The sequence below is a fragment of the Mesorhizobium sp. BR1-1-13 genome (genome assembly GCF_020165515.1).
Lineage (GTDB): Bacteria > Pseudomonadota > Alphaproteobacteria > Rhizobiales > Rhizobiaceae > Mesorhizobium.
On the sequence record NZ_JAIUIH010000010.1, the window covers coordinates 99,063 to 125,489 of the forward strand.

Here is a 26,427-nt window from a genome sequence, read left to right on the forward strand (position 1 = left end):
CGACTGGTGCGATCCTGTGCCTTGTTCAGCGATGGGCGTGAGGCAGACAGGGGCAGCCGAAAATGCTTGGGCCATCAGCGCATATCGACACATTCACGCGCGATAACCTGCCGCCACCGGATCAATGGCCGGACTTCCTGCTTGACGGCTTCGACTATCCCGAACGGCTCAATGCCGGCGTCGAACTGACCGACAGGCTGGTCGAGAAAGGCCTCGGCGACCACACCGCGCTGATCGGCAATGGCCGCCGCCGCACCTACAAGGAATTATCCGACTGGACGAACAGGCTGGCGCATGCGCTGGTCGAGAATTACGGCGTCAAGCCAGGCAACCGGGTACTGATCCGCTCGGCCAACAACCCCGCAATGGTGGCCTGCTGGCTGGCCGCCACCAAGGTCGGCGCCGTCGTGGTCAACACGATGCCGATGCTGCGCGCCGGCGAACTCGCCAAGATCGTCGACAAGGCCGAAATCACCACAGCGCTGTGCGACACCAGGCTGATGGACGAGATGACCGCCTGCGCCAAGGACAGCGCGTTCCTCAAGCAGGTCATCGGCTTCGACGGCACCGCCAACCACGACGCCGAAATCGATCGCGCCGCCCTCGACAAGCCGGTCACCTTCACCGCCGTCGAGACCGGGCGTGACGACGTCGCCCTGCTCGGCTTCACCTCAGGCACCACGGGCGTGCCGAAGGCGACGATGCATTTTCACCGCGACCTCCTGATCATCGCCGACGCCTACGCCCGCGAGATCCTGCAGGTGACGCCCGACGACATCTTCGTCGGCTCGCCGCCGCTGGCCTTCACCTTCGGCCTTGGCGGGCTCGCCATCTTCCCGCTGCGTTTCGGCGCCGCGGCGACGCTGCTGGAACAGGCCACGCCGCCCAACATGGTCCAAATCATCGAAACCTACAAAGCGACGATCTCCTTCACCGCGCCCACCGCCTATCGCGCAATGCTCAAGGCCATGGACGAAGGGGCCGATTTATCGTCGCTGCGGGTCGCGGTTTCAGCCGGCGAGACCTTGCCCGCGCCGGTCTTCGAGGAATGGACTGAAAAGACCGGCAAGCCGATCCTCGACGGCATCGGCGCCACGGAAATGCTCCATATTTTCATTTCCAACCGTTTCGACGACATGAAGCCCGCTTCCACCGGCAAGGCCGTTGGCGGCTATCAGGCGCGCATCGTCGACGACGAAATGCGTGAAGTGCCGCGCGGCACCGCAGGCAGGCTCGCGGTGCGGGGACCGACCGGCTGCCGCTACATGGCCGATGCCAGGCAGAGCGACTATGTCCGCGACGGGTGGAACCTCACCGGCGACACGTTCTGGCAGGACGAGGACGGTTTCTTCCACTTCGCCGCGCGCTCCGACGACATGATTGTCAGTGCCGGCTACAACATCGCCGGCCCAGAGGTCGAAGCGGCGCTGCTGGCGCATGCCGATGTCGCCGAATGCGCGGTGGTCGGCGCCGAGGATGCCGAGCGCGGCCAGATCGTCGAGGCGCATGTGGTGCTCGTGCAAGGCGTGGCGCCGGACGCAATGACCGTCAAGCGCCTGCAGGACCATGTCAAGGCGACGATCGCGCCCTACAAATACCCGCGCTCGGTAAAATTCATCGCCGCTTTGCCCAAGACGCAGACCGGCAAGATCCAGCGCTTCCGGCTGCGCGCGGAGAAGATCAATTGAGCAAGCCCTACGACCCTTCCACCGAGGGCGCGGAAATGTCGTTCAAGGAGCGCATGTCCTACAGCGACTATCTGCATCTGGAAAAGGTGCTCGAGGCGCAGGAGCCGCTTTCGTCAGCCCATGACGAGATGCTGTTCATCATCCAGCACCAGACGTCGGAACTCTGGATGAAGCTCGCGCTGCACGAAATCGGCGCCGCAATCCGCTCCATCCGCGCAGACCGTCTCGAACCGAGCTTCAAGATGCTTTCGCGTGTCGCGCGCATCTTCGAGCAGCTCAACAATGCCTGGGACGTGCTGCGCACGATGACGCCCAGCGAATACACCGAGTTCCGGGACGCGCTTGGCCAGTCCTCGGGCTTCCAGTCGTGGCAGTACCGTGCCATCGAGTTCATGGCCGGCAACCGCAATCTCGCAATGCTTGGACCGCACAAGCACCGGCCAGACCTCAGCGAGAAACTGGAGGCGATCCTGGCGCAACCGTCGCTCTACGACGAGGCGCTGCTGCTGCTCGCCCGCAACGGCTTCGACATCGGTGGCGACGCAAGGCGTACGGACTGGCGCGAAGCGCGGACCGAGAACGAAGAGGTCCTTGTCGCCTGGCAGACCATCTACCGCGACCCGCAACGCTACTGGATGTTCTACGAACTCGCCGAGAAGCTGGTCGACTTCGAGGATTATTTCCGCCGCTGGCGCTTCAACCACGTCACCACGGTCGAGCGCATCATCGGCATGAAGCGCGGCACCGGCGGCACATCAGGCGCGTCCTACCTGAAGAAGATGCTGGAGGTCGAACTATTCCCGGAGCTGTGGAAGGTTCGTACCCGGCTCTGACGTAGCTTTGCCGAGTGCAGATCGTTATCTCGAAAACGCTGCGCTTTTCTGAGCGACGGGCTCTTAAGTCACCGCCGCCTTGACGGCGAAACGCGCCTCCTGCCAGGCGTCCGTGCGCAAAATGTCTTCCAGCACCTCGACCGCCTGCCAGACATCGACATAGCCGACATAAAGCGGCGTGAAGCCGAAGCGAATCGTGGATGGCGCGCGAAAATCGCCGATCACGCCGCGCTCGATCAAGGCCCGCATCACCTGATAGCCGTGCCGGTGGAGGAACGACACCTGGCTGCCGCGCTCATTGCCGTCGCGCGGACTTTCGAGTTCGAGGCCGTAGGCGCCGCATTTTGCCTCGACGAGCTGGATGAACAGATCGGTCAATGCGATGCTCTTCCTGCGCACCTCTGCCATGTCGACGTCGTTCCAGACATCGAGCGCCCCTTTGAGCGCGCGCATCGACAGCACAGGCTGCGTGCCGCAGAGAAACCGGCGAATGCCGGTGCCGGCAGCAAAACCCTGTTCGAAGGCGAATGGCCGCGCATGGCCCCACCAGCCGCTGAGCGGCTGGCGGACATCGCCATGGTGGCGCTCGGCCGCGTAAATGAAGGCCGGGGCACCCGGGCCGCCATTGAGATATTTGTAGGTGCAGCCGACGGCGAAATCGGCGTTCGAACGGTCGAGCTCGACGAGCAAGGCGCCGGCGGTATGGCAGAGATCCCAGACGATCAGCGCGCCGGCTTCATGCGCCCTGCGCGTCAGCGCGACCATGTCGCGCAGCTGCCCGGATTTGTAGTTGACGTGGTTGACCAGGATGACCGCAACCCGCTCGTCGATCAGTTCTTCTATGGACGGCGCATCGACACCCTCGAGCCGCAGCACCGTGCCCGGCCGTGTCGAGGCAACGCCCTCGGCCATATAGAGATCGGTCGGAAAGCTGTCCCCCTCGGCGACGACGACCGACCTGTCCGGCCGCATCCCGAGTGCCGCATGCAGCACCTTGTAGATGTTGATCGAGGTGGTATCGCAGACCACCGTCTGGCCGGCGGCGGCCCCGATCAGGCGCCCGAGCTGGTCGCCGAGTTCGACCGGCATGTCGAACCAGCCGGCGGTGTTCCAGGCGCGGATCAGATCCTGCGCCCACTCCTGCGTGGCGGCCTTCTGCAGCTCGCCGAACACGGCGGGGGAAGCGGCGCCCAGCGAATTGCCGTCGAGATAGATCACCCCTTGAGGCAAGGTGAAGCGGTCACGCATGGCACGCAGCGGATCCGCGGTGTCCATTGCCTCGATCGCTGCGAGATCGGGAATTTTGCTCATGGTCACGATGTTCCTCGGTGAGAAGAGCGCCCCGGAAACGGGCCGGCTGTTTTGCCGCCGGGGCAAGGGCTGGCCGCATAGAGGCGCAAGAACAGGGTGAACGCCCGGTTCGATCTTTGCTCGATTTCCGGCCGAGGCAACTCCTCGAGCACCCCGACGATCCGGCGAACCTGGAGATCGCCGATCAAAAGACTGATGTAGATGTCGGCGGCTTCGACAGGATCGTCACAGGCGATCAGGCCGGCCCGACTTGCGGTTCGAAGCAGGTCGCCGACAAGCGGCATTATGGTATTGCGGCCGAATTGCGCGATCGATTGGCCCAGCGTGCCTGTATCGTTGACGTCGCCGGCTGCGGCGCGATTGAGCGCCACCGCCTTGTCGCCCGTCACAAGGGTCAGCAGGACTGGCCCGAGCGAATTCAGGGTTTCGAGTGGATCGCGCGCTTGGTGAAGAGCGTCCTCCAGCAGCTTCCTTGCTTCTCCCGCATTGGCTTCGATCAAGGATCGAAACAGGACCTGCTTGTTGCCGTACCAGTTGTAAAGGGTTTCGTTCGAGGCCGATGCCCGCTTGGCGATGGCAAGCAGGGAGGCGCTTTTGTAGCCGGTTTCCCGGAGCACCGCATAGGCGGCCTCCTCTATCCGTTCGCGTCGCGCGGCCTGCTTCGGCGTGGTCATTGGTGTTCCTCTTCGAAAACCGTACATTATTATACGGTTTAGTCAAGCGAACGGGAAGCAAGGAGCGAACGAACGCAGCCCGTCGCGTCCGGTGATGTCTGGCCACTTTCCGGCAGGAAGTTGGCATTTTGGTTTCGTTTCGTTCACGAGCCGCGGAGATTTTGATCCGCCCCGAAAGGCAGCCGGCACCTGCCGGTCACACAGTTTTCAGGCTTGTACCAAGAGTGGAGATCGGCCGGGCCACAGGCCATTAACCAAAATAGTTTCAAAGAGCCTGAGAGCGCATTGACGACGGATCGCGTTGGCAGGATGCTGGCTGCGGGAGGGCGTTTCGTTTCCGCCGCCTTAACAAATTCATTAAACTTTAAATGGTTGCGGAACACAACTGGAACAGATAGTGTTTGTTCTGGGTTTGTTTTCTGATTCTGGTTCCAGACCCTTCGTGCAATGCCTTTGGGGGCCGCCATGCTCACGCGCAAGCAACATGAACTCTTGATGTTCATCCATGAACGGCTGAAGGAAAGCGGCATTCCGCCGTCCTTCGACGAGATGAAGGAAGCGCTGGACCTCGCCTCCAAGTCGGGAATTCATCGGCTGATCACAGCGTTGGAGGAGCGCGGCTTTATTCGCCGCCTGCCCAACCGGGCGCGCGCACTGGAGGTGCTGCGCCTGCCGGACTCGATCGCGCCGGGTCTTAACGCGGCAAAGAAGTTCTCCCCGAGCGTCATCCAGGGCAGCCTCGGACAGGGCAGCCCTAGCCGGCAGATCAAGCCGGCGACGTCTTCGCGTCTGCCCGCTGCCGGCAATGACGACGACGCGGTTTCAGCGGTGTCGATCCCGGTCATGGGCCGTATCGCTGCGGGCGTGCCGATCGACGCTATCCAACATCAGACGCATTCCATTTCGGTGCCGCCGGACATGATCATGGGCGGCGAGCACTATGCGCTGGAGGTCAAGGGCGATTCGATGATCGAGGCCGGCATCTTCGACGGCGATACGGTCATCATCCGCAACGCCGACACCGCAAGTCCCGGCGAGATTGTCGTGGCCCTGGTCGACGAGGAGGAAGCGACGCTGAAGCGCTTCCGTCGCAAGGGCGCCTCGATTGCGCTTGAGGCCGCCAATCCGGCCTATGAAACACGTATTTTCGGACCGGACAGGGTCAAGGTGCAAGGCAAGCTGGTCGGACTGATCAGGCGCTACTGAGCGGGTTCGGCGGTGGGCTTTTCGGGTTTACGGTAAGGCGGCAGTCCCCTTGCCTCACGTGAAAATTTTCGCTGTTCGTGCCAGGGCCGATATGGCCTGTCGACGGCAAAGCTGACCTGGGCCGGTGCCGTCGCCGATTGCTGGTCGAAGAATACGGCGGCACTTCCCTTGCGAGCGAGCTGCCGCTTGGTGATGACGAGAACCAGCGGATTGTGGCAGGGGTCGTAGCCCCCGGGGTCGTTGATGACGATCAGATCCGCATAGGCGCAGGCCCTCCAGGCATCCTTGCGATCCTCCACCTGCGCAATGATCGCCCCGGAGGGATGCCGGGCCATGCACAGGCCGGTGAAACAATAGAAAGGCGCTCCCGCCGGAAGTTGCGCGGGATCGAAGATGTCGAACTGTCCGTCTCCGCTGCCGAACAGCTCCGGCGCAACGATGGTTTCGGATTTCAGCGCGCGTTTCCAGTTGTCGACCGTGAATTCGTTCGGGCGCGCCCGGTTGATCGCGAGCTCGCCGCCGCCGATCGGCAGCGCCACCAAGCGGGCATCCTCCGAAATCAGCACGTCCGGCGTGCGCGTGTCCGAGACGGTCAACAGGCCGGCGAGCGCGAAGGGAAGTGCCGCCAGCCGCAGCCATGTCGTGGCCATCGTCGCGATGACCAGGGCGATCGCCACCAGAAGAACGGATTGCTGCGAAATCAACCCGACCGCGTCGACCGGCGAGCGTTGCGAGATCCATCCCGATATGGCGATCATCGCGGTCAGTCCCTTGCCCATCAGATAAAGCGATGGTCCATCGAACCCGAACGGCATCAGCAGCGCACTGGCAACCGCAAGAAACATCACGACGGAAACGATCGGCATGACTGCAAGATTGGCGAACAGGCTGAGCGGCGACACGCGCTGGAAATGCCAGATGGCGAAAAGCGCCGTGGCGCTTCCCGCGATGATCGAGGTCATTGCCAGCCCACCTGTCGCCAGCAGCAGTTTTCGCGTCAGGAGGCCGGGCAAGGTCCGTTGCGGCGGCGGGGTCCGCGCTTTGTCGGCTTTGCGATCCGACCAGCCGGCATAGGCGCCGACCAGGGCCGCGGTGGCGGCGAACGACATCTGGAAGCTCGGCCCTACCACCTCGTGCGGCGACACCACGATGACGGCGATCGCCGAAATCGCCAGGTTGCGCATGGTGAGTGCCGCACGATCGAACAGCACGGCGATCAGCATCACCGCCAGCATGATGAAACTCCGTTCGGCGGCAACGACGACGCCTGAAATGACGAGATAGGCAGCGATCGAGAAAAGGGCGGCTGCGGCCGCGTATTTCTTGACCGGCCGACGGGAAGAGAAGTTCGGGAACAAGGCGAAGCCGCCGCGCAGCAGACCCATGACTGTGCCGGCGACCAGCGCCATGTGCAGCCCGGAGATGGAAATGATGTGATAGATGCCGGTGCGTCGCATCGCTTCGTTGATCTCGTCGGGAATACCTGCACGCACACCCACGATCAGCGCCGCGGCGATCTCGCCCTCGGCGCCGCCGATGCTGCCTCTGATATGGTCGGCAATGGTTTCGCGAGCGCTCTCGATCGCGGCTGAAAGGCCAGCCAACAGCGGCCTGTCATCGGCCGAGACGATTTTGGGGTTGCCGAGAAAGAAGCCGCTGGCGCCGATGCCGGCGAAGTAGCTGTCGAAGGAAAAGTCATAGCTGTCCGGCCGCACCGGTCCGGTTGGCGGCAACAGCCTGGCATAGCCGGTCACGAGGGACCCGGCGGTCACTTCAGCCGGCACCTTGCGCGCCGAAAGGCGAACGCGCTCCGGCGCGTAGCGCAGTTTCGGCCGCGCGGTCGATGTCACGTCGATGGTCAGCCGGATGCGGCCGGTCTCCATCTGGTCGACCGAAACGACGCGGCCGGTCACTTGCGTGGAGATTTCCGAGCCCAGCATCCGCGTTCCCGCCCGCCAAGTCTCGACTTTGCCGGCGAGCATGCCGAGCGCGCACAACAGCGCCGCCATGAAGCACAGGTGCGTTTTCGGCCATGAGCGCGAAACGAGCGCGCACAGTGCCATCAGGATCGCGACCGCGACGGGCTTGGCAAAGCCCGGCTCCGCCGCCAACGAAAAATAGGCAATCGATCCGCACGCCAGGAACACCGGGACGAGCAGGAAGGCTATGCCCCGATCGAGTTCGAGCTCGGCGGCTCTGGCCACGCCGTTGCGCAGGCGAGGCCATGAAGCACGACCGAACTCCCGGCGCAGGCGCGAGGCCGCGCGGACAGCAGGGACGCCAGGCGGCGCGGAAACATCCGGCGGCATCGACTTGCCGGGCTGCTGTAAGGGCGACGGCGCCAGCGGCAATGAGGCCGGCGCGGGCATGACAAAGAGAGAGCGTTCGCTGACGCCGGTAACGACGTCCTCGCCTTCCTCCGCGCCCCGGCCCGCTCCAGCCATCGGGTCTGCCCCTTGCGCCCTCGACACCCTATGCTACATGAACGCGCGACGCGCGAAAGTGCGCGTGATCCGCACCTCGCTCCAGACGTTTCCCGAGAGTTGTATGTCCGACAAGGTTGTCACCCGTTTTGCCCCCTCGCCCACCGGCTACCTGCACATTGGCGGCGCGCGTACGGCGCTCTTCAACTGGCTCTACGCCAGGCACACCGGCGGTACTATGCTGCTGCGCATCGAGGACACCGACCGCGAGCGCTCCACCGATGCGGCAACGGCCGCCATCCTGGACGGCCTTTCCTGGCTCGGTCTTGGCTGGGACGGCGAGGCCGTCTCGCAGTTCGAGCGCGCGCCGCGCCATCGCGAGGTGGCCGAGGAGCTGGTGCGCATGGGCAAGGCCTATTACAGCTACGAGACTCCTGCCGAGCTTGAGGCAATGCGCGAGGCGGCCAGGGCCAAGGGCCTGCCGCCGCGCTATGACGGAAGCTGGCGTGACCGCGACCCTTCGCAGGCGCCTCCTGGCGTCAAGGGCGCGATCCGCATCAAGGCGCCGACCAAGGGCGAGACGGTGGTGCATGACCGTGTCCAGGGCGACGTGCGCTTTCCCAACAAGGATCTGGACGACTTCATCATCCTGCGCTCGGATGGCAATCCGACCTACATGCATGCCGTCGTCGTCGACGACCACGACATGGGCGTCACCCACATCATCCGCGGCGACGACCACCTGACCAATGCCGCCCGCCAGACCGTGATCTACAACGCCATGGGCTGGGATGTGCCTTCAATGTCGCACATACCGCTGATCCACGGCGCCGACGGCGCCAAGCTGTCGAAGCGGCACGGCGCGCTGGGCGTGGAGGCCTACCGCGCCATGGGCTACCTGCCCGAAGCGCTGCTGAACTATCTGGCTCGGCTCGGCTGGAGCCACGGCGACGACGAGATCATGTCGATCCAGGACATGATCGCCTGGTTCGACATCGGCGACGTGAACAAGGGCGCCGCCCGCTTCGATTTCGCCAAGCTCGAGGCGCTGAACGGCGTCCATATGCGCCGCATGGACGATGCCGAGCTGTTCGACATCTTCATCGCCACCCTGCCCTATCTCGAGGGCGGCCCGGCGATGGCCGCACGCCTCGACGACAGGAACAGGGCGCAGTTGCTGGCAGCGTTGCCGGGGCTGAAGGAGCGCGCCAAGACGCTGGTCGAGCTTGTCGACGGCGCAGCCTTCCTGTTTGTCGCGCGGCCGTTGCCGATCGACGAGAAGGCAGCCCTGCTGCTCAATGACGATGCGCGCAAGGTTCTGCGTGGCGCTCACGACGCCCTCAAGGCGGTTTCAGGCGACTGGACGGCGGCCTCGGCTGAAGCCGCGATCCGCGACTATGCGACGGCCGGCGGCCACAAGCTCGGCGCCGTCGCCCAGCCCTTGCGCGCCGCCTTGACCGGCAAGAGCACCTCGCCCGGCGTGTTCGACGTTCTCGCCGTACTTGGTCGCGAGGAGAGCCTGGCGCGCATCGCGGATCAAATCGATTAGGAGCGATCTGGCCCAAGAAGATTGGCATTGAAAGGCGCGTTTCGCAGTGCAACATTGGGCCTTGGCCCAATCTGGCACGCACCCCCTAAAATGCGGTCGCGAAATACGCGCATTCGGTGACTTCGACGTGTCGCTTTGCAGAATTTGCCTTTGCCGGCATGAGGAAACAAGAAGGAGTTTGCAATGACCGAAGCTGCGACAAGACGGGAACTGGGCGGCAAGACCCAGGAAGCCACGGCAAAGCTGGAATTCGCCGGCAAGACGCACGAATTCAAGGTGCGAAGCGGTTCGGTCGGGCCTGACGTCATCGATATCGCCACGCTCTACAGCACCACCGGCGCCTTCACCTACGATCCCGGCTTCACTTCGACGGCAAGCTGCGAGTCCGAGATCACCTTCATCGATGGCGACGCCGGCATCCTCCTGCATCGCGGCTATCCGATCGACCAGTTGGCCGAACATGGCGACTTCCTGGAAGTCTGCTATCTCCTGCTCTATGGCGAACTGCCGACCAAGGCGCAGAAGGACGATTTCGACTACCGCGTGACGCGCCACACCATGGTGCATGAGCAGATGTCGCGCTTCTTCACCGGCTTCCGCCGCGATGCGCATCCGATGGCGGTGATGTGCGGCGTGGTTGGCGCGCTGTCGGCCTTCTACCACGACTCCACCGACATATCCGACCCTTACCAGCGCATGGTCGCGTCGATGCGGCTGATCGCCAAGATGCCGACCATTGCGGCGATGGCCTACAAATACCATATCGGCCAGCCCTTCATTTACCCGAAGAACGAGCTGAATTTCGCCGCCAACTTCCTGCATATGTGCTTTGCCGTGCCCTGCGAGGAATACAAGATCAACCCGGTCTTGGCACGCGCCATGGAACGCATCTTCATCCTGCACGCCGACCACGAGCAGAACGCCTCGACTTCGACCGTGCGGCTCGCCGGCTCGTCGGGCGCCAATCCGTTTGCCTGCATCGCCGCCGGCATCGCCTGCCTGTGGGGTCCGGCGCATGGCGGCGCCAACGAAGCGGCGCTGAACATGCTGGGCGAGATCGGCCATGTCGATCACATTCCCGAATTCATCGCCCGCGCCAAGGACAAGGACGATCCGTTCCGGCTGATGGGTTTTGGCCACCGTGTCTACAAGAACTACGATCCGCGCGCCAAGATCATGCAGAAGACCGCGCACGAAGTGCTGGGCGAGCTCGGCATCAAGGACGATCCGCTGCTCGACATCGCCATGGAACTGGAGAAGATCGCGCTCACCGATCCCTACTTCATCGAGAAGAAGCTCTATCCCAATGTCGACTTCTACTCCGGCATCACGCTGAAGGCGCTGGGCTTCCCCACCACCATGTTCACCGTGCTGTTCGCGGTCGCCCGTACCGTCGGCTGGATCGCGCAGTGGAAGGAGATGATCGAGGATCCGCGCCAGAAGATCGGCCGCCCCCGCCAGCTCTACACCGGCGCGCCGGAGCGAGATTACGTGCCGATCGCGAAGCGGTAGGATAAGGCAGTAGTGAGTAGTCAGTAGTCAGTAGGGAAAAGAGCGGCATTTCCTACTCACTACTCACTACTCACTACTCACTACTCACTCTTTTGATGTACCCCATCACCACCTGCGCGGCGATGTCGCCTGACGGCTTGGCGGTTGTCATGCGCCGCGCGATCTCGGCGAACCCGTCCTTCTGCCATCTGCGCATGCCTGTGTCGGCGAACAGCGCTTCGAGCTGGCGGGCCAGATTGTTCGGCTTGACATACTCGTTGTAGAATTCCGGGATCAGCGCCCGGTCCGATATCAGATTGGGCAGCAGCGCCGACCAGACCGAAACGAGATATGGCGCCACGATGCGCGCAACAGGGTCCAGCCGGTAGCAGGAGATCATCGGCACATCGGACAGCGCCAATTCAAGCGAAACCGTGCCGGACGCAATCAGCGCCGCGTCGGCCTTGCCGAAGGCCTGCCACTTTCGCTCAGCGTCGAGGATGATCTCTGGTTTCTCGTCCCAGCGAGCGACCGCGGAGCGCACGACATCGGCGACATGCGGCACGGTCGGCAACATCAGCCGCAGGCGATGCCCGCGTGCCCGCAGCATCGACACGGTCTCCCCAAACGGCTCGAGCAGCCGCCGCACTTCGCTGCGTCGCGAGCCGGGCAGCACAAGCAGCGTCTTCACGCGATCCGGCGAAAGATCCCGCGGCTGCGCCTGCGCCCTCGCCGCCGAGAGCACGCCCGCGTCATGGGTGAGACGATGTCCGACATAGGTGCCTGGCGGTCCGCCGAGCCTGCCTAGCTCCTTTACCTCGAACGGCAAGATGCAGAGGATGTGGTCGATATAGGGCTTCATCGCCACCGCCCTGCCCGGCCGCCATGCCCAGACGCTGGGGCAGACATAGTGGATGATCGGGATGGACGGGTTGGCCGCGCGCACTTTCCTGGCCACGCGCAGCGAAAAGTCGGGACTGTCGATGGTTATGAGGCAGTCGGGCTTCTCATCCGCGACCATCCTGGCCAGGTGGCCGATCCGCCGCATCAGCCTTGGCAGGTCGCGCAGGATGGCACTGAAGCCCATGAGCGCGATCTCGCCGGCGTCGAACGGCGAGACCAGCCCGAGCGCCTGCAGATGGCGGCCGCCGAGACCGACGAGCTGCACCTCCCGGCCCGTCGACTGCTTGATCGAACGCGCAATGTCGGCGCCAAGCAGGTCGCCGGATTCCTCGCCGGCCACGATTGCGATCTTCAGGGCCTTGTCAGCCATGCGCCGGCTCCGCCGCTGGCAGCCCGACGATGAACAGGCCGAGCGCGTTCGCCCGCGACAGCGTGGCGGGTCCCTCCAGGATCAGCGAGCGCCCCGCTTCGACGGCAATGCCGGCAAGCCCCGCCGCATGGGCTGCTTCCACGGTCTGCGGCCCGATCGACGGCAGGTCGGCCCGCAGCTCCTGGCCGGGTTTGGCGCATTTGACCAGCACCCCGCGGGCCTTTCCAGCAAGCCTGCCATGGCCACGCAGCGCGCGCGCTCTTTCGAGCAGGCCGCTCGTGCCCTCAATGCCTTCCAGCGCGATCGCCCGGCCTCCGATCGCAATCGCCGCCTGCCCGATATCGAGCGCGCCGATGGCCTTGGCGGCCAGCCTGGCCGCCTCGATGTCACGCCAGTCCGATTGCTTTGGTTTCGCCGTGGTCAGCGTGCCTTCGCCGGCCGCCAGTTCGGGAACGACCTCATGCGCTCCGACCACTTTGATGCCCCGCTTCTCCAGGCCGCGTGTCACCACCTTCAAAAGTCCGTCATCGCCGCGCGCCAGCGCCATGATCACCGATGGCACGATCGCCAGCAGGCCAAGGCTCGGGCGGATGTCGGTCAGCCGGGGCCGGCGTCTGATTTCGCCGGCAAGGACCACATGAGTGATGCCGTGGCGCTTCAGCGTCGCCACCAGTGAACCGATCTGCTCGAGGGCGAGGCTGTCGTGTTCGTATCGGAGCAACTCCTGCTGGCGGTCGGCCTCACCTTCCATCAAGAGGATGAAGGGCGGGTAGCCATGCCCGGCCAGGCCTTGCGCGACTTCCACCGGCAGGCTGCCGCCGCCGGCGACGATGCCGACCCTGGCCCCCGGCGAGAGAACGAAATCCGCTGCCGCCGCCTCAGTCTTCTTCATCGCCGTCATCGCCATCGCTCCGCTTGAGCGATGGCACAGCATAGTGCCGCTTGCCGCGACTGGAGATGAAATCGATGATCTTCATGGCGGTCGGGGACGACGCAAACTCCGCCTTGGCGAACTCGATGTTCTCGCCAACGGTGCGGGAGCGATCGAAGATCATCTTGTAGACCCTGCGCAGCAGATAGATCTCGGATCTTGGCAGGCCGGAGCGCTTGAGCCCGATGATGTTGAGCCCGCGCAGGCTGGCCCGATTTCCCGCCGCCATGGCGTAGGGAATGACATCACCAACAAAAGCCGAGCACCCGCCAAGAAAAGCGTTGTCGCCTACCCGCACGAATTGATGAACGGCGCTGAGACCGCCGATATAGACGTTGTCGCCGATTTCGCAATGTCCGCCCAGCGTCGCGCCGTTGGCGAAGGTGGCGTTCTTGCCGACGACACAATCGTGGGCGATGTGGGCGTAGGCGAGAAAATTGCCATTGTCACCGACCGTCGTTTCGCCGCGGCTGGTATCGGTGCCGACATGCATGGTCACGCCTTCGCGAATGGTGCAATTCTCGCCGATGACGAGCGTGGTGCGGCCCCCCTTGTGCTTGGTGTTCTGCGGCGGCCCGCCCAGTATCGCCATCGGATAGACCTTGGTCGACGCGCCGATCGTCGTCGCGCCGATCACCGAGACATGGCTGACCAGTTCGACGCCGTCGCCGATCACGGCATCTGCGCCGACATAGCAGAGCGGTCCTATGCGGACGCCCTGGCCGATTTGAGCGCCTTCCTCCACGACGGAAGAAGGATGGATGGATGTGTTGATTTTCATAAGCATTCGATTTGTCAGTCGCCGGTGACCATCATGGCTGAAATCTCGGCCTCGGCGGCTTTGTTGCCGTCGACCAGGGCTTCACAGGCGAATTTGAGCAGGTTGCCGCGTTTTTTGATTTTCTTCACATGGATCTTCAACTGATCGCCGGGAACGACCGGTTTGCGGAACTTGGCATTGTCGATGGTCAGGAAATAGACCAGCGACGGCTTTTCAGTGCGAAGACTGCGGATGCAGATGGCCCCGGCAGTCTGTGCCATCGCCTCGACGATGAGCACGCCCGGCATGACCGGCTGCTCGGGGAAATGACCCTGAAAATGCGGCTCGTTTATGGTCACGTTCTTGATGCCGGTGGCGGATTCGTCGCCATCGATGTCGACGATGCGGTCGATCATCAGGAACGGATAGCGATGCGGCAGGAGCTTCATCAGTCCCAATATGTCGACTGCTTCCAGCGTCGTCCCGGTGATGTCAGCCATTGCTCCCCTCGCCCTGTTTGCGGGTCCTGGCGAGCTTGCGCAGCATGGCTATCTCGCGCATGGCTTCCGCCATCGGCTGTGCCGGATAGCCGCCCCAGATCTCGCCCGCGGGCACATTGCTCATGAATCCGCTTCTCGCGGCAAGCTTCGCTCCCGACCCGATAGTCAGGTGATCCGCGAGCCCGACGCCGCCGCCCATGGTGACATTGTCGCCCACGACGACGGAACCGGAGATACCCGAAAGCCCGGCCACGATGCAGTTGCGGCCAATGCGGACGTTATGCGCGATCTGCACGAGATTGTCGATCTTGGTGCCTTGGCCAATGATCGTGTCGGACATGGCGCCGCGGTCGACGGTGGAATTGGAACCGATCTCGACGTCGTCCTGGATGATAACGCGGCCGATCTGCGGAACACGTTCCGGTCCCTTGGCACCGGCAACGAAGCCAAAGCCGTCCTGGCCGATCCGGGCGCCGCCATGGATGATGACGCGGTTGCCGATCAAGGCATACTGGACGCTGGCGCCCGGGCCGATATAGCCGTCCCGCCCGATCTGGCAGGAACGGCCGATGACGGCATGAGGCGCGATGACGGTGCCGGCGCCAATGGACACTGCCGGACCGATCACCGCCCCGGCTTCGACGACAGCACCTTCCTCGACATGTGCGCTCGGATCGACATGGGCATGCGGCGAGATGCCGGTTTCACCGGTCATCGGCCCCGGTGTCGCCGCTGTCGGAAACAGCAGTCGTCCGACCAGCGCGAATGCCTGTTGGGGACGGGGATGTACAAGGACGGCGATGGCGGCAGGCGCCTTGCCGGCGAACTCCGCCGGGCACAGCACAGCGGCCGCCCGCAGCGACGGCATCAGCACGGAATTGCGTTTGCCATCAACGAAAACGAGCGCATTCTCGCCGCCTTCGTTGGCAGGCGCCAGCGCGTCGATGAAAACGCCGGACTGGCCGGAATCGACAAGCACCGAGCCGGTCAGATTCGCGACTTCGCCCGCCGTATACCGGCGTGATGGCGCGAAGAACACCGGATCGGTCATTCCAGAAGCTATATCCAGCTAGGTCGGAACATTTTCTCCCGGATCTCAACGACCCGGGAGCATCGTTATCCGCCGGTCAGAAGCGGGTCGATATGCCGAAGTTGAATTCCTGCACGTCATCCCTCGCTTCTTTCTTGACCGGGATCGCATAGTCGATACGGATCGGGCCGAACGGCGAAGCCCACATCAGGCCGACACCGACCGAGGCGCGCCATTTCATGCCCACGGATGATTGGTCAACCAAATCATTGGCAACCTTGCTGCCATAGAGAGTTGCTGCGTCTGCAAAGACCGCTCCGCGCAGACCGAAGCTTTCTGGAACGACCGGCAGCGGGAATTGAGCCTCTGCCGAAGCGTTGAAATAAGTGGTGCCACCAAGGTGGTCACCCGCATCGTCGCTATCGACTGGGCCGATACCACCATAAGCGAAGCCGCGGATCATGCGGTCGGTGCTCTGGAAGTGATCGAAGATGCGCAGATCGCCGTCGCCGCCGTAGCCCTCGACATGGCCGGCACCGCCCGAAAGAAGGCCAACCAGGTCGAGTTGCTCGGACAGGGTCTGATAGACGCTGCCGCGTCCCGTCACCTTTACGAACTTTGCATCACCACCGAGGCCGGCCACTTCCACGGTCGTGGTGGCGTAGATACCCTCATGCGGGTTCTTCATGTCGTCGATGGTGTTGTAGACCAGTCCCAGGCTGACAGACGACTTGATCCAAGGGCTTTGCTCGATGCCATCCAACACCGCTCGGGAAATGTCACAGGTGCCGCTGGGAGGATTTGGAGGATCGGTGGGACCGCAACCGTCGTCTACTTCATACTTCTCCCGGGAGATATTGTAGGCCAGCTGGGTCGAGATGCTGTCGGTGATCGGTAGGCCGAAGCGCACCGTCGCACCCAACGTATCGCTGTCGTAATCGTCGTATTCGCGGGTCCGCTTGTAGATATCGAAGCCGGCGGCGATACGGCGCCCGAGGAAATAGGGCTCGGTGAACGAAAGGCTGTAATCGCGCGAGTTCTTACCGCCACCCGCCGACACCTTGATGAACTGGCCGCGGCCGAGGAAGTTGCGTTCGGTGATCGATCCTTCGACGGACGGACCGGCGGTGTCGCCGCCGGTCGAATAGCCGGCACCGACCGAGAACTCACCGGTCGACTTCTCGACCACATCGACCACCAGCACGACCTGGTCCGGCGCCGAACCGGGCACCGTCGAAACCTCGACTTTGTCAAAGTAATTGAGATCTTCCAGCCGCTTCTTCGCGCGCTGGATCAGCACCTGGTTGAACGCGTCGCCTTCGCTGACGTCGAACTCGCGGCGGATGACATAGTCGCGTGTGCGGTCGTTGCCGCGGATCTCGATACGCTCGACATAGGCCTTGGTGCCCTGGTCGATGGTGTAGACCACCGAAATCGTATGATTCTCGAAATTGCGGTCGCCACGCGGCGTCACCTGCGCGAAGGCGTAGCCGGAGCCGGCCACCTTCTCGGTCAGGGCAATGATGGTGTCCTCGACGTTCTTGGCGTTGTAGACGTCGCCCTTATGGGTCTCGACCACCGATTCAAGCGCCTTCGAGTCGACTTCCGGAATCGTGCTTTCGACGCTGATGTCGCCGAACGTATAACGCTCGCCTTCCTGGACGGTTATGGTGACCGTGTACTTGTTGGTCGCGTTGTCGAGTTCGCCGACCGCGGATACGACCTGGAAGTCGGCATAGCCGTGATTGTAGTAGAAGCGCCGCAGCAGCTCCTGGTCGGCGCGCAGCTTGTCGTCGTCATAGACGTCGTCGCGCAGGATGAACGAAACCCAGGACGAGCGCTTGGTCGTGATCACATCTGACAGGCGGCGGCTCGAATAGGCGCTATTGCCGACGAAATTGATCGCCGCGATCTGCGTGCGATCACCTTCATTGACATGGAAGACCACGTTCACGCGGTTGTCGCCGAGCTGCATGACCTCGGTGGTTACGGCGGCATCGTCACGGCCGATACGCCTGTAGGCGGCCTTGACCGACTCTACATCGGCGTCGAGCGCCGCCTGCGAGAACGTGCCGCGCGGCTTCAACTGCACGGCAGCCGCAAGCGCGTTGTCCTTGAGCTTCTTGTTGCCCTGGAACAACACCTGGTTGACGACCTGGTACTCGGAAACCTTGACCACCAGCGTCGAACCGACCTGATTGATCTGCACATCCGAGAACAACCCGGTTCCGAACAGCGCCTTGACCGCGCTGTCGATGTCGGAGCTGGAGAAGGATTTGCCCGGCTTGATGGTGATGTAATTGCGGATGGTATCGGCGTCGACACGTTGGTTGCCGCTCACCTCCACCCTGCTGACGACAGCGGCTTCGGCCGCCGATGTGGCAACGAACTGCACTGCGAGCGCACCTGGCACGACCAAAGCCGCGGACAGGGCTGCCGCGGAAGCGGCGCTCAAAAACTTGGATGCTGCCTTCATCGGGCTTAATAACCTTTTCTCGTAGTCCCCACGGCGAGAAAACCGGACGTGCGGTAATTTCCCGTACCGTATTAACCGGATTTTCCCTACACGCAAGGCTTCTGGTTAATTTGTATTTACTTAACCCTGGTGCGTGGCTTTCGCGTCACTCATATCCCCGTGCATGGTAAACGGCGTCTCAACATCGACCATGCCGAAGCCAAATTTCTTCATGATTTCAGCATCCAAACAGATCGTTCCAGAACACGAAACCCATGAAGCCCAAAACCAGAAGCAGACCGGCCCGATAGGCCATTTCCATCATCCGTTCCGACACCGGCCGGCGGATGACAGCCTCCACCCCGTAGAACAGGAGATGGCCGCCGTCGAGGGGGGGAATCGGCAAAAGATTGAGGATGCCGATGCCCACGGACAGCAGCGCGACGAGCTGCACGAGCCATTCGAAACCGAGCTTCGCCGCCTTGCCGGCCATGTCCGCGATCTTCACCGGGCCGCCGAGCTGGCACTTGTCCTCGCGCCCAACGACGAAGCGCTGCAGGAACTGGCCGGTGCGCTGGATGACGTGACCGGTTTCCTCCACCGCCGCGGTCAACGCGCCGGCGGGGCTGTAGGTGATCAGCCTGGGCTGGCCGAGTTCCTGGTTGTTGACGACGCCGATCACGGCCACCTTGACCTTGTTGCCGAGCGCGTCCTGCTGCTCCATCAACTGCGGCGTGGCGGTCACGGTCACTTCCTTGCCGTCGCGCAGCATGACGAAGGTGATGCTGTCGCCGGCCCGGCCCGAAACCAGCCGTTGGACGTCACCGAAGGTTTCGATCTTGCTGCCGTCGACGCTGACGAATCGGTCGCCGGGCAGGATGCCGGCTTTCGCCGCCGGGCTGTCGGCGGTCACCTCGGCCACCATGGGTTCCGCGACATAGCGCCCATAGGCTGAAAACAGCACCGAAAAGACGACGATCGTCAGCAGGAAATTGAACAGCGGCCCGGCCACCACGGTCGCCGCCCGCTTCCAGATCGGCTGCGTGTGAAAGGCGACCTTGCGTTCCTCGTCGGTCAGCGTTTCGATCTCTTCCGTCGTCGGCTGGCTGGACGTGGCGTTCATGTCGCCGACAAATTTGACATAGCCGCCAAGCGGTATGGCGCAGAGCTTCCAGCGCGTACCGTGCCTGTCGTTGAAGCCGAAGAGTTCCGGGCCGAAACCGATCGAAAAGGCCCTGACGCCGATGCCGCACCAGCGGCCGACGAGATAGTGGCCCATTTCGTGGACGAACACGACCACGGTCAGCACGAACAGAAAGGGCACAAGCGTGCCGAGAAGGAAGCCTTCCATGCCGAAGATCGCGTGAAGAATCTCGTTCAACTCAAATCCTCAGTTCTTCCGCGACATCGTTGCGCCGCGACTGTGACATCAATCCAGGCGAATCCAAGGCGCGCCCGCATCGATCGTGGAACGATGCCGTTCAAATGGGAAACAGCCCCTGTGCCGGCTGATCGGCGCCCGCCGAAATCCAGCCGATGACGTATAGGGCGAAAGCCGCCGCGACAAGCCCGTCGACACGGTCCATGACGCCGCCATGGCCCGGAATGAGCGCGCCCGAATCCTTGCGGCCGTGGCGGCGCTTGACCCAGGATTCCAGGAGGTCGCCAGCCTGGGAGACGATTGAAAGCGCGAGCGCGACGAGACCGAGCATTGGCAAGTTGCCCGCACCGGCGGCGGCGGCCAGGATGAGCCCCGCAACGACCCCGCCCACGGCGCCGCCGAGCGCGCCACTCCGCGTCTTGCCGGGAGAGATGGACGGCGCCAGCCTCGGGCCACCGACGGCCCGGCCGACGAAATAGGCAAAGATGTCGGTCGCCCAGACCACCGCGAACAGGAACAGGATGGCGACGAGGCCGGAATGGTCGCCGTCACGCAGAAGCGCAAGGGAAAGACCCGAGACGGCTGCATAGGCAAGGCCGGAGGCATCCCACTGCCCGGTCCCGCGCAGTTGGGCGGCAACGGCCGTGACAGCGACCAGTGCAGCCATCAGCAGCAGCAGCCACAAGGCCGGCAGGCCGGCGATCATGGCACCGAGGAACACCAGCAGCAGCGCTTCCGGCAAAAAACCCAGCCCGGTCGTCCCGGAGGGGCGGGACATGCGCGTCCATTCATAGAAGATCACCGCCGAAATCGCGGCTGAAAGCAGCCGGAACGGCAGGCCGCCGAGCCAGGTCAGGCCAAGCGTCGCGATGGCAAGCACGACCGCCGAAAGGACGCGAAGCTGGAGATTGCTCATCCCGCGGCCGGTCGCGAAGCGACGTCCTGCGGGCCCAGTCCGCCGAAACGGCGTTCGCGCCCGGCGAACTCGCGCAAGGCCTCGGCTAGATGCTCTCGGCTGAAATCGGGCCAATAGCAAGGCAGGAAGACAAGCTCGCTATAGGCAGCCTGCCACAGAAGAAAATTGGAAAGGCGAAGCTCACCGCTGGTGCGTATGACCAGTTCGGGATCGGGAATGCCTTGTGTGTCGAGGCAGCCGGCAAAGGATTCGGCGGTGATCGCCTCGCTGTCGAGCTCGCCGCGCGCAACGGCCGAGGCAAGCTTGCGCGCCGTGCGCACGATCTCGTCGCGTCCGCCATAGTTGAAGGCGATGATCAGCGTCAGCGCCTCATTAGCCGACGTCAGCGCTTCGGCTTCTTCGAGCAGGAGCCTGATATCCGGCTGCAGCCCTGCCCTGTCGCCGATGATCCTGACACGCACGCCGCTGCGATGCAGTTCGGCGAGGTCGCGGCGAATGAACAGCTTCAACAGACCCATCAGGTCGCTGACTTCGGATTTCGGCCGCGACCAGTTTTCCGAAGAGAAGGCATAGACAGTCAGGTAGGAAATGCCGAGATCGGGCGCGGCGCGCACCGTCTTGCGCAGTGCCTCGACGCCCGCGCGATGGCCGGCGAGCCGCGGCATGCCGCGCGCCTTGGCCCAGCGTCCGTTTCCATCCATGATGATCGCGACATGCGCGGGCGTTGCCATGATCTCGCTTTCGGGCCAGCCGCCGGCCAGACCCTAAACCTGCATGATTTCAGCTTCCTTGTCGGAAAGCAGGTGGTCGATGGTGCTGATCGTTTCGTCGGTAAGCTTCTGGACCTGGTCGGAGCGCTTGCGCTGATCGTCTTCGCTGATAACGCCGTCCTTCTCCGCCTTCTTCAGGAAATCCATGCCGTCGCGGCGCACATGGCGCGCGGCGACACGGGCGTTCTCGGCGTAGCCATGCGAGATCTTGACGAGTTCCTTGCGGCGCTGCTCGTTGAGTTCCGGAAGCGGAATCCTGAGATTGGTGCCGTCCACGATCGGGTTGAACCCCAGATTGGATTCGCGGATGGCGCGATCGACCGCGCCCACCATCGACTTGTCCCAGACCGACACCGAAATCATGCGCGGCTCAGGGACCGTGACATTGGCCACCTGGTTGATCGGCATGCTGGTGCCATAGGCCTGCACCTGGATAGCGTCGAGCAGGTTGCTGGAAGCGCGACCGGTCCGCAGCGAAGCCAGGTCATGCTTGAACGCGGCGATTGCCCCATCCATGCGCCGCTTGAGATCGTCGTACTCACCACTCATCTTAGTCTCCTCGACCCGTCTGACGCGGGTTCACTGCTTTCGGGGCAAGACCCCGTGTTCGAGCCTGATTCCGAATTCCGGTTTCGCCTTTTCCGCGATCAGGCCCCGGATCAATCGTCCGCGACGACCGTGCAGCGGCCGCCGCCCCTCAGAATATCGCCGAAACCACCTTTTTCGTGGATCGAATAGACGATTATCGGAATGTTGTTTTCGCGCGCAAGTGCAATCGCAGCCGTATCCATGATGGAAAGCCCGCGATTTATCACTTCGGCATGGCTGATGCGCTCGAAACGCGTCGCGTTCGGGTCCTTCTTCGGGTCGGCAGAATAGACGCCGTCGACCTGTGTGCCCTTGAACAGCGCGTCGGCGCCGATTTCAGCGGCGCGAAGTGCCGCGGCCGAATCAGTGGTGAAGAACGGATTGCCTGTGCCGCCGGCAAAGATCACCACCTTGCCCTGGTTCATGTAGGCGGTTGCCTGGCGCTGCGAAAAACTCTCGCAAAGCTCAGGCATGGCGATCGCGGAAAGAACCACCGCATCGACGCCGATCTTGTTCAGCGAGGTGCGCAGCGCCAGCGAATTGATGACGGTGGCAAGCATGCCCATATGGTCGCCGGTGACGCGGTCGCCCCCCTTGGAGGCAACCGCCACACCGCGAAAGATATTGCCGCCGCCGATGACGACCCCGACCTCGATGCCGAGCGCGCGGGCTTCGGCGATGTCGCCGGCGATGCGGTCGACGACCGAAACGTCGATGCCGAAATGCTGTTCGCCCATCAACGCTTCACCAGACGCTTTCAGCAAGACACGTCGGTAGAGGGGCTTCACCGTCATCTGGTCCTCGAAAATCTCGGCGCGGCAAATCAGGAGGCGAAACTGCCCCGCTTCGCCTGGCGGCGCTGGCATGATGGTTCGACCCGATACACGAAGGGCGCGGCGATGTCACGCCGCGCCCTTGCGCAAAACCCCAGGCTTTTTCGATCAGTTGCTGCTGATGCTGACCGCCTCGCCTTCCACCAGAACCTGCGGCGAATAGCCGGAGGGCTTGTCGCCGGTCACGACACCGCCGGCCACCCTGACCTGGATCTCGGGCCCGAAATAGGAATGCGGGAATGGCGCCGGCATGCTGCTCACTGAATCCAGCCGCTTGCGGAGTTCGGGGGCAATCGAAAAATCCAGCGCCGCGAGGTTGTCCTGCAGTTGCGCGAGCTTGGTCGCGCCGAGAATGACGGTTGCGACGCCGGGCTGCGTTGCCACCCAGTTGAGCGCCACCTGGGCCATGCTGCGGCCGAGTTCGGCGGCCACCTTTTCGAGCTCGGCCACGATCGCCCAATTGCGGTCGCTGAATTTCCGGAAGCTCGGATGCGTGGTGTTGCGGAAACCGTCGAGCCGGCCGGCATTGCCGGCTTGCGTCGGGCGATATTTGCCGCTGAGCAGGCCGCTGGCCAGCGGGCTCCAAACCATGACGCCGGCGCCATGATGCGTGGCGAAAGGCACGAACTCATGCTCGATCGAGCGTTCGGCCAGCGAATATTCGAGCTGCAGGGCCGAAATCGGCTCATAGCCGCGCAATTCTGCGATCGCCTGTGCCCGCCCCACATACCAGGCCGGCACATCGGAAAGGCCGACGTGGCGCACCTTGCCCGCGCGCACCAGGTCGTCCAGCGTGCGCAGCACCTCCTCGGCCGGCGTCAGCCTGTCCCACACATGCATGAGATAGAGGTCGATATAGTCGGTTCCGAGCCGCTTCAGAGAGGCGTCCACGGCGCGCATTATGTTCTTGCGGCCATTGCCGCCGGCGTTCGGATTGCCCGGTTCTGAATTGAAGGTGAATTTAGTGGCGATCACCGCCTTGTCGCGCAATCCGCGCTCGGCGACGAATTCCCCGAGCCAGGTCTCGGCGGTGCCGCCGGTATAGAGATCGGCCGTGTCGAAGAAATTGCCGCCCGCCTCGACATATTCGTCAAAGATTGCGTGGGCTGTATCCCTGTCAGTGCCCCAGCCCAATTCGGTGCCGAAGGTCATGGTGCCCAGCGCCAACCGGCTGACACGCAAGCCGCTGTTGCCAAGCGTGTAGTAGTTCATGGTCATGATATTCTCCGATCGAGTTTGATGTTGGGTTATTGGCCGGGTGTCGTCTTGACCCAGGGATTGCCGCGCTCATGGGTCACGCGGAAGGTGAAGCCGTCGACCTTCCAACCCGCGCCGGAGCGGGTCAGGTGGTGCTCATATGTGCCCCAGACTTCCCAAAGCGGGTCGCCATTGCCTTCCATCCGGTTCCAGGCATAGCCGTTCGACAGGACGGTCGCCGTGTCCGCTTCGAGAACGACCTGGTGATTGGTGCGCAGATGCAGGCTGGTCTTGCTGCCCTTGAGGTTGCCGGCCCAGGCGCCGACCAAGTCGTCGGAGGCAATGTTGGCAGCCGGCTGTCCGGACAGGCTGCTGAAATCCGCGGTAACCCGATCCGCGAAATAACTGCGGGCAAGCTTCCAGTCCTGTGCATCGACCGCGCGGTCGATGGCATCGGCGATGCGGATGACCGCGCGCTCGTCGGCAAGCACCTGCCATCCGGCCGGTTCGGCGCCACCGGCATCGATCGGCGCCAGCGCCAGTCCTGCGGCGAAGGTCACATGTTTCAAAGCGTTCATGTCTCGTCTCCTGGAAATCAGCCCACCCTCTGTATCGGGGACAATGTGGGTCAACGCGCCGCCATCGATAAGATTGCATTGTTCGTAAAGACTATGCGATATCATTCATGAATGGATCGGGACCTGCTCACTCACCTGCCCGTCATCGTTGCCGTGGCGCGACGCGGCGGCTTCGCGCTCGCCGCGGCCGAGCTCGGCATGAGCCCGTCGGCGGTCAGCCATGCGGTGCGGCTGGTGGAAGAACGCATCGGCCAGCCGCTGTTTGCGCGCACGACACGCAGCGTCTCGCTGACAGAAGCCGGCAAGGCACTGGTGGAGACGGCGGGCCCTGCCCTTCAGGACATCGCGGAGCGGATGGACCGCATCCGCGGCGTCAAGGGACGGCCTTCCGGCCTGCTCAGGATCAATGCCTCCAACATCGCGATCCCTTTGGCGGTGACGCCTGTGATCGCAGCCATGGCCGATCGCTATCCGGATGTGACGGTCGAGGTTTTCGCCGACCAGGCTCTGGTCGATATCGTCGGGGAAGGATTTGACGCCGGCATCAGGCTGGGCGAGATGATCGCGCAAGACATGACCGCCATACGGCTGACGCAGCCCTTCAAGGCCGTGCTCGTCGCCTCGCCGGATTATATCGGAAAGCGCGGCCGTCCACGCGACGTGGCCGACCTCGAGAACCATAATTGCATAGGCTACAGGCTTGTCCGCTCCGGCGCGCTCTATCGTTGGGATTTGAACGACAACGGCAAGGATGTTGTGGTCGAGACGCGTGGCACCGCCGTCGTGACCGATTCGCTGGCGGCGATCGACCTTGCGCTTGCGGGGGTCGGGCTCGCCTATGTGTTCGAGCCGTTGGTGCGCGCCGATCTTGCCGCAGGACGCCTCGTCCAGGTCCTGCCAAAGACGGCAATCGAGGAACCCGGCCTTTTCCTTTACTTTCCGCGCCGGGCGTCGATGGCGCCGAAGCTGAGGGCCTTCATCGACACCGCACAGGAAATCGGCCGGGCATCCAAGCGGACACCCGGCCGAGTTGCCTGAGTTGTTCTGCCGTACTTGGTCTTCGGGCTATTTCTTGACCGCCGCCGCGACTTCCGCCGCGAAATCGGTCGCTTCCTTCTCGATGCCTTCGCCGAGCGCGAAACGCAGATAGGCCGAGATCTTGGCCGGAGCGCCGATCTGCTTCTCGGCATCCTTCAGCGCCTTCTCGACGGTGATGTCGGGATTGAGCACGAAGGCCTGCTTCAGGAGCACGACTTCCTCATAGAACTTGCGCAGGCGGCCCTCGACCATTTTCTCGATGATCGCCTCCGGCTTTCCGGACTGGCGCGCCTGGTCGGCGAAGATCGCCTTCTCGCGCTCGACTGCCGCGGGATCGAGTTCCTCGGTGGTCAGTGCCATCGGGTTGGTGGCGGCGACATGCATGGCGACCTGGCGGGCGAATGCATTGGCCGCGTGCTCATTGCCCGTGGTCTCGATGGCGACCAGGACGCCGAGCTTGCCAAGGCCGTCGGCCACCGCGTTGTGAACATAGGTCGCGACGGCGCCGTGCGGAACGGTGAGCTTGGCCGAACGGCGAAAGCCCATGTTCTCGCCGATGGTGCCGACGGCATCCTTGATCGTGTCGGTGACCGACTTGTCCGAACCCGGGTACTTCGCGGCAGCCACGGCCTCGCTCGTGCCATAGGCCAGCGCCACCTTGGCGACCTTGGCGACGATCTCCTGGAAGGCGGCGTTGCGGGCGACGAAGTCGGTCTCGGAATTGACCTCGACGACCGCGGCCTCGCGCACGCCGGAATCGACGCCGATCAGGCCCTCGGCCGCGGTGCGGCCTGCCTTCTTGTCGGCCTTGGAGATGCCCTTCTTGCGCAGCCAGTCGACGGCCTCTTCCATGTTGCCGTTGGTCTCGTTCAACGCCGCCTTGCAGTCCATCATGCCCGCGCCGGTCAAGTCGCGGAGTTCTTTGACCTGTGCAGCCGAAATGCTCATTATCGCCTCTTTGTTCAAATGCGCCGACGCACCATCGGTGCTCGACGGTGCGTC

Annotated in this window: 23 protein-coding genes; 6 read left to right on the forward strand and 17 right to left on the reverse strand. The window is 63.3% G+C overall.

Annotated features, from left to right (window positions below; genetic code table 11):
• Positions 1 to 62: 62 nt before the first annotated feature.
• Entirely contained in the window at positions 63 to 1,688 is a 1,626-nt protein-coding gene (locus LB533_RS21980; protein WP_140638172.1) for an AMP-binding protein, read from the forward strand.
• Complete coding sequence (gene kynA / locus LB533_RS21985; protein ID WP_140638173.1) at positions 1,685 to 2,521, forward strand: tryptophan 2,3-dioxygenase; 837 nt, start codon at positions 1,685 to 1,687, stop codon at positions 2,519 to 2,521. The genes LB533_RS21980 and kynA overlap by 4 nt, the downstream gene beginning before the upstream one ends.
• Positions 2,522 to 2,584: 63 nt before the next feature.
• On the opposite strand, the gene kynU is transcribed toward kynA, so the two are convergent.
• Both kynU and LB533_RS21995 read right to left on the reverse strand, forming a co-directional pair.
• Complete coding sequence (gene kynU / locus LB533_RS21990; protein WP_140638174.1) at positions 2,585 to 3,832, reverse strand: kynureninase; 1,248 nt, start codon at positions 3,830 to 3,832, stop codon at positions 2,585 to 2,587.
• Between the two features lie 2 nt (positions 3,833 to 3,834).
• Positions 3,835 to 4,506 (reverse strand): TetR/AcrR family transcriptional regulator, encoded by a 672-nt coding sequence (locus LB533_RS21995; protein ID WP_140638175.1) that lies wholly within the window; start codon positions 4,504 to 4,506, stop codon positions 3,835 to 3,837.
• 465 nt (positions 4,507 to 4,971) lie between these two features.
• On the opposite strand from LB533_RS21995, the gene lexA reads away from it, so the two are divergent.
• Positions 4,972 to 5,712, forward strand: coding sequence for a transcriptional repressor LexA (gene lexA, locus LB533_RS22000; protein ID WP_140638176.1), 741 nt, complete (start codon positions 4,972 to 4,974; stop codon positions 5,710 to 5,712).
• Here the strand turns inward: lexA and LB533_RS22005 are convergent.
• Positions 5,706 to 8,156 carry a ComEC/Rec2 family competence protein gene (locus tag LB533_RS22005; protein WP_140638177.1) on the reverse strand — a complete coding sequence of 817 codons (2,451 nt, stop codon included), beginning with the start codon at positions 8,154 to 8,156 and terminating at the stop codon, positions 5,706 to 5,708. The genes lexA and LB533_RS22005 overlap by 7 nt on opposite strands.
• Positions 8,157 to 8,259: 103 nt before the next feature.
• On the opposite strand from LB533_RS22005, the gene gltX reads away from it, so the two are divergent.
• Together gltX and gltA are read left to right on the forward strand one after the other, a co-directional pair.
• Positions 8,260 to 9,684, forward strand: coding sequence for a glutamate--tRNA ligase (gene gltX, locus LB533_RS22010; protein ID WP_224678221.1), 1,425 nt, complete (start codon positions 8,260 to 8,262; stop codon positions 9,682 to 9,684).
• 183 nt (positions 9,685 to 9,867) lie between these two features.
• On the forward strand, positions 9,868 to 11,196 hold the full coding sequence (gltA, locus tag LB533_RS22015) for a citrate synthase (RefSeq protein ID WP_140498678.1): 1,329 nt from the start codon (positions 9,868 to 9,870) through the stop codon (positions 11,194 to 11,196).
• Positions 11,197 to 11,269: 73 nt separating this feature from the next.
• On the opposite strand, the gene lpxB is transcribed toward gltA, so the two are convergent.
• The 13 genes from lpxB to LB533_RS22080 form a co-directional block, all read right to left on the reverse strand.
• Positions 11,270 to 12,448 (reverse strand): lipid-A-disaccharide synthase, encoded by a 1,179-nt coding sequence (gene lpxB / locus LB533_RS22020; RefSeq protein ID WP_224678222.1) that lies wholly within the window; start codon positions 12,446 to 12,448, stop codon positions 11,270 to 11,272.
• A complete protein-coding gene (locus LB533_RS22025) occupies positions 12,441 to 13,340 on the reverse strand; it encodes an LpxI family protein (RefSeq protein ID WP_411970904.1) in 900 nt (299 codons plus the stop codon). The genes lpxB and LB533_RS22025 overlap by 8 nt, the downstream gene beginning before the upstream one ends.
• Entirely contained in the window at positions 13,327 to 14,160 is an 834-nt protein-coding gene (gene lpxA, locus LB533_RS22030) for an acyl-ACP--UDP-N-acetylglucosamine O-acyltransferase (protein ID WP_140638181.1), read from the reverse strand. Before lpxA ends, LB533_RS22025 begins: the two co-directional genes overlap by 14 nt.
• 14 nt (positions 14,161 to 14,174) lie before the next feature.
• Positions 14,175 to 14,639: a 3-hydroxyacyl-ACP dehydratase FabZ gene (gene fabZ, locus LB533_RS22035; protein WP_140498686.1), complete on the reverse strand. Its 465-nt coding sequence runs from the start codon at positions 14,637 to 14,639 to the stop codon at positions 14,175 to 14,177.
• On the reverse strand, positions 14,632 to 15,690 hold the full coding sequence (gene lpxD / locus LB533_RS22040; RefSeq protein WP_140548367.1) for a UDP-3-O-(3-hydroxymyristoyl)glucosamine N-acyltransferase: 1,059 nt from the start codon (positions 15,688 to 15,690) through the stop codon (positions 14,632 to 14,634). Before lpxD ends, fabZ begins: the two co-directional genes overlap by 8 nt.
• Before the next feature lie 76 nt (positions 15,691 to 15,766).
• Complete coding sequence (gene bamA / locus LB533_RS22045; protein WP_140638183.1) at positions 15,767 to 18,145, reverse strand: outer membrane protein assembly factor BamA; 2,379 nt, start codon at positions 18,143 to 18,145, stop codon at positions 15,767 to 15,769.
• 217 nt (positions 18,146 to 18,362) lie between these two features.
• Positions 18,363 to 19,505 (reverse strand): RIP metalloprotease RseP, encoded by a 1,143-nt coding sequence (rseP, locus tag LB533_RS22050; protein WP_224678224.1) that lies wholly within the window; start codon positions 19,503 to 19,505, stop codon positions 18,363 to 18,365.
• A gap of 100 nt (positions 19,506 to 19,605) precedes the next feature.
• Positions 19,606 to 20,421: a phosphatidate cytidylyltransferase gene (locus LB533_RS22055; RefSeq protein WP_224678225.1), complete on the reverse strand. Its 816-nt coding sequence runs from the start codon at positions 20,419 to 20,421 to the stop codon at positions 19,606 to 19,608.
• Positions 20,418 to 21,152, reverse strand: coding sequence for an isoprenyl transferase (locus tag LB533_RS22060; RefSeq protein ID WP_140548359.1), 735 nt, complete (start codon positions 21,150 to 21,152; stop codon positions 20,418 to 20,420). Before LB533_RS22060 ends, LB533_RS22055 begins: the two co-directional genes overlap by 4 nt.
• Positions 21,153 to 21,185: 33 nt before the next feature.
• Positions 21,186 to 21,740: a ribosome recycling factor gene (gene frr / locus LB533_RS22065; RefSeq protein WP_140498698.1), complete on the reverse strand. Its 555-nt coding sequence runs from the start codon at positions 21,738 to 21,740 to the stop codon at positions 21,186 to 21,188.
• Positions 21,741 to 21,850: 110 nt separating this feature from the next.
• Positions 21,851 to 22,573: a UMP kinase gene (pyrH, locus tag LB533_RS22070; protein WP_140498986.1), complete on the reverse strand. Its 723-nt coding sequence runs from the start codon at positions 22,571 to 22,573 to the stop codon at positions 21,851 to 21,853.
• 147 nt (positions 22,574 to 22,720) lie between these two features.
• A complete protein-coding gene (locus LB533_RS22075) occupies positions 22,721 to 23,830 on the reverse strand; it encodes an aldo/keto reductase (RefSeq protein WP_224678226.1) in 1,110 nt (369 codons plus the stop codon).
• A gap of 29 nt (positions 23,831 to 23,859) precedes the next feature.
• The gene (locus LB533_RS22080; protein ID WP_224678227.1) at positions 23,860 to 24,387 is read right to left on the reverse strand and encodes a nuclear transport factor 2 family protein; all 528 of its coding nucleotides are present in this window, start codon (positions 24,385 to 24,387) and stop codon (positions 23,860 to 23,862) included.
• A 111-nt stretch (positions 24,388 to 24,498) separates the two neighbouring features.
• Between LB533_RS22080 and LB533_RS22085 the strand changes: the two genes are divergently transcribed.
• A complete protein-coding gene (locus tag LB533_RS22085) occupies positions 24,499 to 25,425 on the forward strand; it encodes a LysR family transcriptional regulator (RefSeq protein WP_140638189.1) in 927 nt (308 codons plus the stop codon).
• Positions 25,426 to 25,452: 27 nt separating this feature from the next.
• Here the strand turns inward: LB533_RS22085 and tsf are convergent, their stop codons facing one another.
• A complete protein-coding gene (gene tsf / locus LB533_RS22090) occupies positions 25,453 to 26,373 on the reverse strand; it encodes a translation elongation factor Ts (protein WP_224557195.1) in 921 nt (306 codons plus the stop codon).
• Positions 26,374 to 26,427: the final 54 nt, after the last annotated feature.